This is a genomic window from Pseudodesulfovibrio mercurii (genome assembly GCF_000189295.2).
In the GTDB taxonomy this organism is placed as follows: Bacteria; Desulfobacterota; Desulfovibrionia; order Desulfovibrionales; family Desulfovibrionaceae; genus Pseudodesulfovibrio; species Pseudodesulfovibrio mercurii.
In genome coordinates this window covers 3564270-3576822 of record NC_016803.1, presented here as the reverse complement: position 1 = coordinate 3576822, position 12553 = coordinate 3564270, and the positions used below count along the sequence as shown (strand labels likewise).

At 66.9% G+C, this 12553-nt stretch carries 10 protein-coding genes and 1 tRNA gene; 9 read left to right on the top strand and 2 right to left on the bottom strand.

Annotated features, from left to right (window positions below):
* Nucleotides 1-22 precede the first annotated feature (22 nt).
* The gene (locus tag DND132_RS16055; protein WP_014323815.1) at nt 23-805 is read right to left on the bottom strand and encodes a prepilin peptidase; all 783 of its coding nucleotides are present in this window, start codon (nt 803-805) and stop codon (nt 23-25) included.
* Nucleotides 806-936: 131 nt separating this feature from the next.
* Here DND132_RS16055 and DND132_RS16050 point away from each other — a divergent pair, with 131 nt between their 5' ends.
* The 7 genes from DND132_RS16050 (at nt 937) to DND132_RS16020 (ending at nt 9792) form a co-directional block, all read left to right on the top strand.
* Nucleotides 937-2226 carry a phenylacetate--CoA ligase family protein gene (locus DND132_RS16050; RefSeq protein WP_014323814.1) on the top strand — a complete coding sequence of 430 codons (1290 nt, stop codon included), beginning with the start codon at nt 937-939 and terminating at the stop codon, nt 2224-2226.
* Between the two features lie 12 nt (nt 2227-2238).
* Nucleotides 2239-3783, top strand: a complete 1545-nt coding sequence (locus tag DND132_RS16045; RefSeq protein WP_014323813.1) for a sialidase family protein — start codon at nt 2239-2241, stop codon at nt 3781-3783.
* 4 nt (nt 3784-3787) lie between these two features.
* Entirely contained in the window at nt 3788-4087 is a 300-nt protein-coding gene (locus tag DND132_RS16040) for a hypothetical protein (protein WP_014323812.1), read from the top strand.
* A gap of 237 nt (nt 4088-4324) precedes the next feature.
* Nucleotides 4325-4588 carry an RNA recognition motif domain-containing protein gene (locus tag DND132_RS16035; RefSeq protein WP_014323811.1) on the top strand — a complete coding sequence of 88 codons (264 nt, stop codon included), beginning with the start codon at nt 4325-4327 and terminating at the stop codon, nt 4586-4588.
* Between the two features lie 91 nt (nt 4589-4679).
* Nucleotides 4680-4898, top strand: coding sequence for a translation initiation factor IF-1 (gene infA, locus DND132_RS16030; RefSeq protein WP_014323810.1), 219 nt, complete (start codon nt 4680-4682; stop codon nt 4896-4898).
* Between the two features lie 176 nt (nt 4899-5074).
* Nucleotides 5075-6730, top strand: a complete 1656-nt coding sequence (locus tag DND132_RS16025; protein ID WP_014323809.1) for a DEAD/DEAH box helicase — start codon at nt 5075-5077, stop codon at nt 6728-6730.
* Between the two features lie 110 nt (nt 6731-6840).
* Nucleotides 6841-9792, top strand: coding sequence for a sensor histidine kinase (locus DND132_RS16020; RefSeq protein WP_014323808.1), 2952 nt, complete (start codon nt 6841-6843; stop codon nt 9790-9792).
* 84 nt (nt 9793-9876) lie between these two features.
* On the opposite strand, the gene DND132_RS16015 is transcribed toward DND132_RS16020, so the two are convergent.
* Nucleotides 9877-9953, bottom strand: a tRNA-Arg gene (locus DND132_RS16015).
* Nucleotides 9954-10174: 221 nt separating this feature from the next.
* Between DND132_RS16015 and DND132_RS16010 the strand changes: the two genes are divergently transcribed.
* The gene (locus DND132_RS16010) at nt 10175-11596 is read left to right on the top strand and encodes a DegQ family serine endoprotease (protein ID WP_014323807.1); all 1422 of its coding nucleotides are present in this window, start codon (nt 10175-10177) and stop codon (nt 11594-11596) included.
* Nucleotides 11597-11647: 51 nt separating this feature from the next.
* Nucleotides 11648-12514 carry a 4-(cytidine 5'-diphospho)-2-C-methyl-D-erythritol kinase gene (gene ispE / locus DND132_RS16005; RefSeq protein WP_014323806.1) on the top strand — a complete coding sequence of 289 codons (867 nt, stop codon included), beginning with the start codon at nt 11648-11650 and terminating at the stop codon, nt 12512-12514.
* The last annotated feature ends 39 nt before the right edge of the window (nt 12515-12553 follow it).

Genomic DNA, 12553 nt, shown 5'->3' with positions numbered 1-12553 from the left:
GCCGGAACCGGAGGCGAAAGGCCTAGTGCTGCCACCAGCGCAGAAGCTGCGGGCCGTAGAGCAGGTAGAGCAGGCAGCCCAGGCTGAGGAACGGGCCGTAGGGCACGCGCCCCCGGATGCCGCCCCTGCCCGGACGGAGCATGTAGTAGACGGAGCCGAGCGCCCCGGTCACGCTGCCCACCAGGATGGTCGGAGCCAGCCCGCTCAGCCCGGTCATGGCCCCGATCATGGCCATGAGCTTGACGTCGCCGGTGCCCAGCCCCTCCTGTCCGCGCCACAGCCGGTAGAGCTGTTGCAGGACCCAAAACAGCCCCGCGCCCACGGCGGCGCCCAGGAGGGCCTCCTGCCAGGTGGGGCCTGTCCGGAGGAAGAAGCTGGCCGCCAGGGCCATGGCCGTGCCGCCCAGGGTGATGCGATCGGGCAGCAGGAAGGTCTCGAAGTCGATGAGGCTGCCCGCGATGAGCATGACCCCGAGGATCAGGTACACGCCCCACTCCGGACTCAGCCCGAAGGTGTGGGCCGAGGCCAGGGCCCAGGCCATGCAGGCCACTTCCGCCAGCACGTACTGCACCCCGATGGGCGCGCCGCAGTGTCGGCAGCGGCCCCGGAGCAGGAGGAAGCTGACCAGGGGGATGGTCTCCCGCCAGGCCAGCCGCGCGTTGCACGAAGGGCACTTGGAGCCGCCCGGCCGACAGATGGGCTCCTCGTCGATCCAGCGCTGGATGAAGATGGTGGACAGGCCGCCGAGTTCGAGTCCGGCCACGGCGGCGGCGAGGTAGAAGGCCCAGGTGGGGATGATGTCCATAACGTCCTTGGGGCTTGAAGATTCGCGGCTTTTGCTGCATGAATACCGCTGGCGCAACAGTATTGAAGTTACCGGATTTCCCCTTCCGGCACAAGAGACGCGCCGTCGCACACGCATCAATGGAGCCGCACATGGACCACCGTTTCATACCGCATTTGACCGAGGAACAGATCGCCGACATCCAGCTCGAAGGCCTCAAGTGGACCGTGGGTCATGTGTATGCCGACAGCCCGTTCTACCGGGCACGTTTCAAGGAGCTGGGCGTGGAGCCGGGCGACGTCACGTCCCTGGACGACCTGCGCAAGCTTCCCTTCACCACGGCCGAGGACCTCAAGGACGGCTACCCCATGCCGCTTCTGTCCGTGCCCGAAAGGGACGTGGTCCGCATCCACGGCTCCAGCGGAACCACGGGCAAGCGCAAGATACTGGCCTACACCCAGAACGACATCGACGTCTGGAAGGACATGTTCGCCCGCTGCTACGAGATGGCCGGGCTGACCGTGGAGGACCGGGTCCAGATCTGCGTGGGTTACGGGCTGTGGACCGCGGGCGCGGGCTTCCAGCTCGGCTGCGAGCGGTTCGGGGCCATGGCCCTGCCCGTGGGGCCGGGGCTGCTGGAAATTCAGCTCCAGATGCTCACCGACCTCAAACCCACCTGCATGTGCTCCACGGCCTCCATGGCCCTGCTCATGGGCGAGGAGGTCCAGAAACAGGGGCTGGCCGACAAGATCAACCTGAAAAAGGCCATTTTCGGTTCCGAGACCCACACCCCCAAGATGCGCCGCCAGTTCGAGGAGGCTCTGGGGCTGGAGGACAGCTACGACATCATCGGCATGACCGAGCTGTACGGTCCGGGCACGGGGCTCGAATGCGACGCCCACGACGGCATCCACTACTGGGCGGACTACTACATCACCGAGATCATCGACCCCGAAACCCTTGAGCCCGTGGCCCCCGGCGAGGTCGGCGAGATGGTCGTCACCTCCCTGCGCAAGGAGGCCTCGCCGCTCATCCGCTACCGCACCCACGACCTGACCCGGCTCATCCCCGGCCAGTGCGCCTGCGGTGTGACCCTGCCCCGCGTGGACAGGATCATGGGCCGGTCCGACGACATGTTCATCTTCCGGGGCGTGAACATCTACCCCGGCCAGATCGGCTCCGTGCTCGAACACTTCAAGGAGCTGTCCGCCGAGTACAAGATCTTCCTCAGCCGCAAGGACGGCCTGGACCACATGGCCGTGCACGTTGAACGCGCGCCCGGCGCGACGTCCGGGTGCGACGACGACTTGGCCAAGGCCCTGGCCGACGAGATCCGCAAGAACATCCTGGTGCGCGGCGAGGTGACCATCCTCGGTCCGGGCGAGCTGCCGCGCAGCTTCTCCAAGACCAAGCGGGTGGAAGACTCGCGCGCCGAGGAGTAGCCGGGGACCGGCATGCCCAGCCTGTCCGAGCAAGCGGACCGCCACGTGGTCATCGACCGCCGGGACGGGCGGTACCTGGCCTTCCCGGACGTGATCCGGGCCCATGACGGCACGCTGATCGTCGCCTACAACGAGGCGGACCGGCACGTCCGCCCCACTCGGCGCGTGCTCGTGATCCGGACCAGCCGCGATGACGGCCGGACCTGGTCCGCGCCCGCGTACCCCGACTCCCCGCGCAGCCACAGCCCGCGCCTGAACGTCTTCCCGGATGGCCGCATCGTCCTGTCGGACAGCTCGCGCTTCTTTTTCGAAAGCCCCGACCACGGGCGCACCTGGCGTCCCTTCGAGGCCGCGGGGCTGACCCACGACATGCTCGACCGCGCCCTGGTCCTGGACGACGGCGGCTGGCTGACCACGGGTCACCGCCATCTGGGCGACAAGGAGCACCCGGCCATCCGCCAGCCGCCCACCGAGCAGGTGGTCTACCGCTCCACGGACCGGGGCCGGACCTGGGCGCGGCTGTCGGTCATGGCCGCCGAGCGCAACCTGGTCCTGTGCGAGGCCTCCATGACCCGGCTGCCCACGGGCCGCATCCTGGCCCTGCTGCGCGAGAACAGCTTCGTATTCGAGCCCATGTACCTGGTCCACAGCGACGACGACGGGGCCACATGGTCGCGCCCCGCGCCCACCGCGCTCATGGGCCACCGCCCTACCATGGGGCCGCTCGCCGACGGGCGGCTGCTGGTCACCTACCGCAACACCGGCCCGGACTGGGGTACCTGCGCCTGGCTGGGCACGGCGGCGGAGCTGGCCTCGGATTTCCGGGTCCACGGCCGGGCCGCGGACCCGGCCAACCCGACCTTCTCCGCCGAGGGCATGCGTGTGCGCAACGATGCGGGCAACGGCTCCGTGGTGCGCTACGCCCTGCGGCCCATGACCGACCCGCGCAGCGCGACCCTGGCCCTGGAGGCCGAGGTCCGGGTGGACCGGGCCGGGCAAAACGGCTGCGCCGTGCGCGTGGGCTGCTGGTGGCGGCTGACCCCCGGGGCCATGGTCCCGGACGCGGACCCCGCCCAGGCCGTGCCGCTTGCCCCCGGCCGGTTCCACCGGCTGCGCTTCGAGTACGCGGCGGGCCGGGTCGCGGCCTTCGTGGACGGGGAACGGCGGGCCGTGGTCGCGGTGGACCCGGATCACGCCGAGACCCGGCCGGTGCTGTTCGGCGCGCCCTATCCCTTCGAGGACAACGCCGTGGACTGCACCTGGAGACGCCTTTCCCTGAACATCCTTGAACCCGCCTACGGCCGGGTGTATGCTTGGCATTGGACCGCCGGGGACGGGGTGCCGGACGCATGGGTCCGGGAGCGCGTCCTGGAGTTGCGCAACGACCGCCACGCGGCGGCCCCGGATTTCGGCTACTCGGGCTGGGCGCGGCTGGCCGACGGGAGCTTCTTCTGCGCCTACCACCACGGCGGGGCCACGCAGCCCGGCTACGAGCCCCTCAAGACCGCCTTCGTGGCCGGGACCCGGTTCTTCGAGGACGACTTCAAGCGAGGATGACACCATGGAACGCGCCGACATCAAACGGATTTTCGAGGCCTATTTCGAGAAGTACAAGAAGACCGAGGGCGACCGCACCTCCTGGTCCGCCTTCTGGACCGAAATGACCGGCGAGGGCGTGCTCGAACTCAACCTGACCCGATGCCCGCGCGGGACCATCTTCAAGATATTCATCGACAAGAAGAAGGTGGCCGAGGTGGCGGGCTGGGACGAATTCTTCGCCACCATGGACGCCATGGCCCAGGAGCGGCCCGGATTGTACGACCCGGACAGGATTTTCCCGGATATGGAGTCCATTATCTAGGAGATATTCCTGCTCAAATCATTTTTCCCTTGACGAATCCCCTTTCTCCCACGTAAGGGGCTCTACTACAGTGGTCGGTGGCGTCCATGGGGACGCAGCCGGTTTCGGCCGGTCCGCACCGACAATGGGTGGAATGATTTCAGGTTCCGCAGGGCGCACGCGCCGCCGTTTCCTCGATCTGGTTTCACCGGGCGTTAGGCGCCGTTTTTTTCACTATTTTTTGGAGTTTGGTACGTAATGGCTAAGAATATCTATGTGGGCAACCTGCCCTGGAGCGCCACGGAAGAGGATGTACGCGCTGCGTTCGAGACCTTTGGGGAGGTCATTTCCGTCAAACTGGTCAACGATCGCGAGACCGGTCGCCCGCGCGGCTTCGGCTTCGTGGAAATGGACGACCAGGGCGCCCTGGCAGCCATCGAAAGCCTGGACGGCTCCGACTTCGGCGGCCGCAACCTCAAAGTCAACGAAGCCCGTCCCCGCCCCGAGCGCCCGCGCTGGTAGCGCGGCCGCCCGTCAAGAGAAGACATACCCCAGCCCGCCCTTTCCCGGGGCGGGCTTTTCCCGTCCCCTGTAACAAGAGGTAAAAAAATAGATGCCAAAAGAAGAAGGAATCGTCGTCCAGGGCAAGGTTGAGGAAGCCCTGCCCAACGCCATGTTCCGCGTTGAACTCGAAAACGGTCACACCGTGCTCGCCCACATCTCCGGCAAGATGCGCAAGTTCCGCATCCGCGTCATGCCCGGCGACACCGTGACCGTGGAACTCTCCCCCTACGATCTCACCCGGGGCCGCATCACCTTCCGTCCCAGGTAGCCGCCCCCGGCGGCCGGGGGAAGGGGAATGGAGGAGTCGAGAATCTCCTCCCTTCCCCTTCCCCCGGACTCCCCCCTCCCTCTCTCCCCCTTCGAGACCTCCGGCGGGCCGCGATGTCGCCCTGTGGCGCGCCGTCCGGACAGACCACGTTTTTCACGTTTTACCAAAGGCACACCATGACCAGTTTCCAGGAACTGGGGCTTTCCGGATCCACCCTGGACGCCCTGACGTCCAAGGGGTTCACCGCCCCCACCCCCATCCAGGCCCTGACCATTCCCCGACTGCTCTCCGGCACCCGCGACATCGTGGGCCAGGCACAGACCGGCACGGGCAAGACCGCGGCCTTCGGCCTGCCGGTCATCGAAGCGGCCGAGGAGGGGGCGCGCCGCGTCCAGTCGCTCATCCTGGCCCCCACCCGCGAGCTGGCCATCCAGGTGGCCGAGGAGATCGACTCCCTCAAGGGCGGCAAACGCATCCGCGTGCTCCCGGTCTACGGCGGCCAGGCCATCCACATGCAGCTCAAGGCCCTGCGCCAGGGCGTGGACGTGGTCGTGGGCACCCCCGGCCGGATCATGGACCACCTGGAGCGCGGCTCCCTGCGCATCGACCAGTTGACCTACTTCATCCTCGATGAGGCGGACGAGATGTGCAACATGGGCTTCGTGGACGACGTCCGCGCCATCCTGGCCTCGGCCAACGCGGACCGGCGGACCCTCATGTTCTCGGCCACCATGGGCGGCGAGGTCATGGCCATCGCCAGGGAATTCATGGGCGACTTCGACGTGGTCCGGGTCAAGCCCGAGGTCTCGGACGCGCCCCTGACTCGCCAGGTCTTCCACGAGATCGCCGACTCCGACCGCTTCGAGGCCCTGTGCCGGGTCATCGACGCCCGGCCGGACTTCTACGGCCTGGTCTTCGTGCGCACCCGCGCCGACGCCGACCTGGTGGCCGCCCGCCTGACCCAGCGCGGCTACCCGGCCGAGCCCATCCACGGCGACCTGAACCAGGCCCAGCGCGAGAAGATCCTGAGCGGCTTCCGCGAGCGCAAGGCGACCATCCTGGTGGCCACGGACGTGGCCGCGCGCGGCATCGACGTGCCGGACCTGACCCACGTGGTCAACTTCGCCCTGCCCCAGGACCCGCAGACCTTCGTGCACCGCACCGGACGCACGGGCCGCGCGGGCAAGCAGGGCGTGGCCATCACCCTGATCACGCCGAACGAATTCCGCAAGCTCATGTACATCGCCAAGAGCACCGGCATCGACATCGCCAAGGAGCCCCTGCCGCGCATCGAGGACGTCATCCACTCCAAGAAGCGCAAGGTGGTGGATGAACTGAACGCCATCCTGGAGGCGGAAGGCCACGGCGCCTATCTGGCCATGGCCGGGGAACTGCTCCACGACAGGCCCGCCGAGGAGGTGGTCGCCGCCCTGCTGCGCAGCGCCTTCGGCGAAGAGCTGGTCGAGTCCGGCTACCGCCGCATCGAGCCCGTGGGACCGGCCGGACGGGGCCGGGCCGACATGACCTGCGCCCTGGGCCGCGCCCACGGCATGAACCCCAAGCGGTTCGTGGACTTCATCGCCTCGGCCGCGAACGTCAAGCAGTGGGCCATCCAGCACGTCCGGGTGCAGAACGACCGGACCACCTTCACGGTCCCGGCCGCCGAGGCCGACCGGGTCATGGAGCGGGTCAACAGCCGCGAGGGAGAAACCCTGGTCACCAGGGACGAGTCGCGGCGCAAGCCCCCCGGCCGCAAGTTCCCCCAAAAAGGGTGGAAGCCCGCGGGCAAGGCCCCGCGCACCCAGCGCCGCAAACCCCAGCCGGGCCGCTAGGAGAACACCTCCGCGCCCGAGGACGAGGAGTTTATCCTTGGCGGGACGGCGTTTTATCATTGCTTCTTTTCGGGCTCCCCGCTACGGTTGTCACGCTCACTGGAGAACCCATGAAAGGCGACGAACGCAAGACCAAGGCAGAGCTCATCGCGGAGCTCGACGACCTCCGCGCACGGTTCGACAGCGTACGCGACCAGGCTTGGCCGCCCATCGCCGACGAGTTCCCCCTGTTCATCTTCGAGATCGACCGGGACGAAATCTTCCGCTACGCCAACAAGCACGCCCTGGAGACCTTCGGGTACGATGAGGAGGACCTCCGGACCGACCTGCCCCTGACCGCCATCATCCACCCGGACTCCATCCGGCGCGCCCGCCTGAACCTCGCCCGCGTCCTCAACGGCGAGGACTTCGAGCACGAGGAATACATGGCCATGCGCAAGGACGGCTCCGTGGTGCCCATCAAGACCTACACCCAGCCGGTCAGGCGGGACGGGCAGGTCGTGGGCCTGCGCGGCGTGGTCATCGACGTGTCCGAGATCCGCCAGGTGGAGGACGCCCTGCGCTCCAGCGAGACCCACTACCGCATCCTGTTCGAGACCACGGGCACGGCCATGGTCCTGCTGGGCAAGGACGCGACCATCCGGCGCTGCAACTCGCAGTTCTGCCTCATGTCCGGCTGCACACGCGAGGAGATCGAGGGCAAACTGGGCTGGACCGACTTCGTGCCCCCGGACGAACAAAAGCGCATGGAGCGGTTCCAGGAGGACCGCGCCCGGAAGATCGGCCATCCGCCCAGCGACTACGAATTCACCTTCCTGACGCGGGACGGCGTGCGTAGGCGCATCCACCTGTTCGTCCGCAACGTCCCCGACACGGACGACCGGGTCTGCTCGCTCATCGACGTGACCGAGCGCGACGAGGCCCTGCACGCCCTGCGCAAGAGCGAGGAGCGTTACCAGCTCATGGCCAGAGGCGCCAACGACGGCCTCTGGGACTGGTACCTGGCCAGCGACGAATGCTTCTACTCCCCCCGCTACCGCGAGATTCTCGGCTACACCGAGGAGGAGTTCCCCAACTGCGTGGACTCCTGGCTGAAGAGCCTGCACCCGGACGACCGGGAACGGGCCATGGCCGCCAACATGCGCTGCATCGAGGGCGAGATCGAGCAGTTCCAGGTGGAATTCCGCCAGATCCACAAGGACGGCTCCATCCGCTGGATTCTCGGGCGGGGAGGCAGTACGCTGGACGAGAACGGCAAGGTCTACCGCCTCTCCGGCACGCACACGGACATCACCCAGCGCAAGCAGGCCGAGGACGCCCTGCGCGAGAGCGAGGAGCGCTTCCGGCTGATGATCGAGCACGCCAGCAGCGGCATTTTCCAGGCCTCCCCGGAAGGGCGTTTCCTGACCGTCAATCCGGCCCTGGCCCGGATGCTCGGCTACGACTCCCCCGAGGACATGGTGGGCAACGTCGGGGACATCGGCACGGACATCCTGATCAACGACGCGGACCGCCAGGCCTTTCTCGACGGCATCTACGCCCAGGGCGAGCTGCAGAATTACGAATACCACTGCCGCCGCAAGGACGGCGGCGCCATATGGCTGGCGGGCAACACCCGCATGGTCCGCGCCCAGGACGGCGCGGTGGCCTACTTCGAGGGGTTCCTGCAGGACATCACCGCGCGCAAGCTCAACGAGCGCACCACCCACGCGCTCTACGCCATCTCCACGGCGGTCAACACCACCCGCAACCTGCGCGACCTGTACCAGACCATCCACGCCATCATCGGCGAGGTCATCGAGGCCCGGAATTTCTTCATCGCCATGCTGGACGAGAAGAACGACATGCTCCGCTTCGTCTATTTCCAGGACGAGATGGACGACTATTTCGACATTCCCAACATCAGCGACCCGGGCCAGAGCAGCCTGACCATCCATGTCTTCCGGACCGCCGCGCCCCTGTATCTTTCCCAGGCCGACCCCGGCATCGAGGAGCGGCTGGCCGCCATCGGGGTCATCGGCACCCCGCCCGCGGCCTGGCTGGGCGTGCCCCTCAGGCAGGGCGAGCGCGTGGTCGGGGCCATGGCCGTGCAGGACTACGCCAACCCCCGGCAGTATTCCGACGAGGCGGCCACCTTCCTGACCGCCGTGTCCGAGCAGGTGGCCATGGCCATCGAGCGCAAGACCATCGAGGAGGCCCTGACCCGGCTCAACGAGGAGCTGGAGGACAAGGTCGAGCAGCGCACCGCCGAGATCGAGGCCCGCAAGGCAGAACTCGAGGAGGCCAACCGGCGGCTCATGACCCTGGACGAGATCAAGTCGTCCATGGTCTCGTCGGTTTCCCACGAGCTGCGCACCCCGCTGACCTCCATCCGGGGGTTCGCCAAGCTCTGCGCCAAGGACTTCACCCGCCACTTCCTGCCACTGGCCAGGGGCGAGCAGCTGTCGGCCAAGGGGCGGCGCATCCAGGGCAACCTCGGGATCATCGACACCGAGGGCGAACGGTTGACCCGGCTGATCAACGACTTTCTGGACATCAACCGCATCGAGTCGGGCAAGGCGTGCTGGAACGACGACACCCTGAACCCGACACGGGTCATCCGCGAGGCCGTGGCCTCGGCCTCGGGCGGCTTCAACGCCTCGCGGTCCGTGGAGCTGGTCACGGTCCTGCCCGAGACCGTCCGGCGCATCAAGGCCGACCCGGACAAGATCAAACAGGTGCTCATCAACCTGCTGAACAACGCCTACAAGTTCACCCGCCAGGGCCGCGTCACCGTGGCCCTGCTGGAGCATGCCGAGAGCCTGACCGTGTCGGTCGTCGACACGGGCTCGGGCATCCCGGAGGACGAGCTGAACTACATCTTCGAGAAGTTCCACAAGTCCCGCCTGGGCGACACCGTGCGCAACGAGGCACAGGGCACGGGTCTGGGCCTGGCCATCTGCAAGGAGATCGTCGAGCACTACGGCGGCACCATCCGCGTGCAGTCCACCCTGGGCCGCGGCAGCGTCTTCACCTTCACCCTGCCCACGGTCCCGGCCGACGACAACACCTGCCCCGAATAGCCGCCGCACCGCTCACGATCCCGACCTCCCGCGAACACGCCAAAGAAGAACCCGCTCTCCAAAGAAAGCGGGTTCTTGATGACATGGTGCCCCCAGCGCGATTCGAACACGCGGCACCAAGATTAGGAATCTTGTGCTCTATCCACCTGAGCTATGGGGGCACGTTCCGGCAGGTGCCGGGGAATCGTTCCTAGCCGACGGCGGGTGAAAAGGCAAGCCTTTCGTGGCCTGGGGCGGGTTGCCGGGCGCGGAAGAAGCCCCGCGCGGGCGAAATGCATGTGCAAATGCGGGCACACTATTTACAACAGAAAAAAAAGAGCTATATACGGCAAAGGCGGTATGAGCCGCCATCCTGTTTTCCGCATCCTGTATGGAGGCAAATATGAATCGTAAGGCAAAACTTCTCACCCTTGTCCTGACCCTTGTGCTGTCTGTGCCGGTTATTGCACAGGCGCGCGACCTGCCCGTGTTCACGGAGCTGGCCGCCAAGGCGGGCAAGGCCGTGGTCTTCATCTCCACGGAAAAAACCGCCCAGGCCCCGTCCATGGAGCAGTTCCGGCAGCAGGTTCCCGAAGGACACCCGTTCCACGAGTTCTTCAAGCGGTTCGACCAGTTCTTCGGTCCGCAGGGACAGCAGCCGCGCAAGATGCTCGGCCAGGGCTCCGGCTTCGTCATCTCCCCCGACGGACTCATCGTCACCAACAACCACGTCATCAACGGCGCGGACAAGGTCACCGTGCGCTTCCAGGACGACAAGAAGGAATACCCGGCCGAAGTCGTGGGCGCCGACCAGGAAACCGACCTGGCGGTCATCAAGATCAAGGCCGACCATACCCTGTCGACCCTGAAGTTCGGCGACTCCGACAAGCTCCAGGTGGGCGAGTGGGTCCTGGCCATCGGCAACCCCTTCGGCCTGGACAACACGGTCACCGCGGGCATCATCTCGGCCAAGCACCGGATCATCGGCGCCGGTCCCTTTGACAACTTCCTCCAGACCGACGCGTCCATCAACCCCGGCAACTCCGGCGGCCCGCTCCTGGATATGGACGGCGAGGTCATCGGCATCAATACCGCCATCAACGCGGCCGCCGAGAACATCGGCTTCGCCATCCCGTCCACCCAGGCCGCCAAGGTCATCGCTCTGCTCAAGGAAGGCAAGGCCCCGCAGCGCGGCTGGCTCGGCGTGACCATCCAGCAGGTCAGCGAGACCCAGGCCAAGGCCCTGGGCCTGGCCGAACCCGTGGGCGCGCTGGTCGCCTCCGTGGGCAAGGGCGCTCCGGCCGACAAGGGCGGCGTCAAGCAGGGCGACGTGATCCTCGAGGTCAACGGCCAGAAGATCGAGGACAACAACGACCTGCTCAAGAAGATCGCGGGCCTGGCCCCCGGCGAAAAGGCCGACCTCGTGCTCTGGCGCAACGGCGAAAAGGTAACCCGCACCGTCACCCTGGGCCAGCGCAATGAAAAGGCCCTGGCCGCCATGGCCCCGAACCAGCAGGATCAGGGTCCGGCCGCCGCCACCGTGCTCGGCATGGCCCTCAAGCCGCTGACCGACCAGGAAGCCCAGGCGCTGGGTCTGGACAAGACCCAGGGTCTGCTCGTGGTCAACGTGGACCCGAACACGCCCGCCGGCGAGGAAGGCATCCGCCAGGGCGACGTCATCCTCCAGGCCAACCAGAAGGACGTCAACTCCGTGGCCGACCTGAACGACGTAATCAAGAGCGCGGAGAAGCGCGGCGCGGTCATGCTCCTGGTCAAGCGCCAGGGCCGCAACAGCTTCGTGGCCCTGCCCCTGGACAACAAGTAAGCCATCAACCCACAGGGGGGCTCCGCAGGGAGCCCCCCTTTTTTTACTCCCATGGAAGCAGACACCCTCATCGCCCCGGCCAAGATCAACCTGCACCTGGAAATCCTCGGCCTGCGGGACGACGGCTACCACGAGCTGCGCACCCTCTTCTACCCGGTGTCCGCGCCCTGCGACGTCATCGAGGTCCTGCCCGGCCCGGACGACGACTTCTACATCCGCTGCCCCGGACGCCCGGAGCTGGAGACCACGTCCAATATCCTTTACAAGGCATGGAAGGCCTTCGGCGCGGCCACGGGATTCCAGCCCGGCATCTTCGTCACCCTGACCAAGCGCATCCCCATGGGCGGCGGCCTGGGCGGCGGCAGCTCGGACGCGGCCGCCCTGCTCCGGTGGCTCAACCGGGAGGCGGGCGACAGGGCGCTGCCCCTTGAGGCCATGATCGAACTGGCCGCCGGGCTCGGCGCGGACGTGCCCTTCTTCCTCCTGGACGGCCCGGCCTGGGCGGGCGGCATCGGCGAGGCCCTGACCCCGGCCGAGGTGGACCTGTCCGGCGCCACCCTGATCCTGGCCTGCCCGGCCATTCACGTGGACACGGCCTGGGCCTTCCGCGCCTGGGACGAAAAATGCGACGCGCCCAATATCCATGAATCCTTGACATCCGCAGGGGGGGGTACTAAGAATCCTTCTCCCGTTTCGCCCCGGGAGATGACGAACGACTTCGAGCCGGTCGTCTTCGAGGAGTACCCATCCCTGAGGGATATCAAGCAAACACTCCTCGCCCACGGGGCCGAACACGCCGCCATGAGCGGCTCGGGAGCCTCCCTGTTCGGCATATATCGGGACAGGGGTTCTGCCACGTCCGCAGTCCGGGCTCTCGAAAAACAGGGGATTGAAATTTTTCAGGTGGACTGCCCCTAGGGGCACGAAACCGGATAAGGGCCGGACCAGACCGACGTC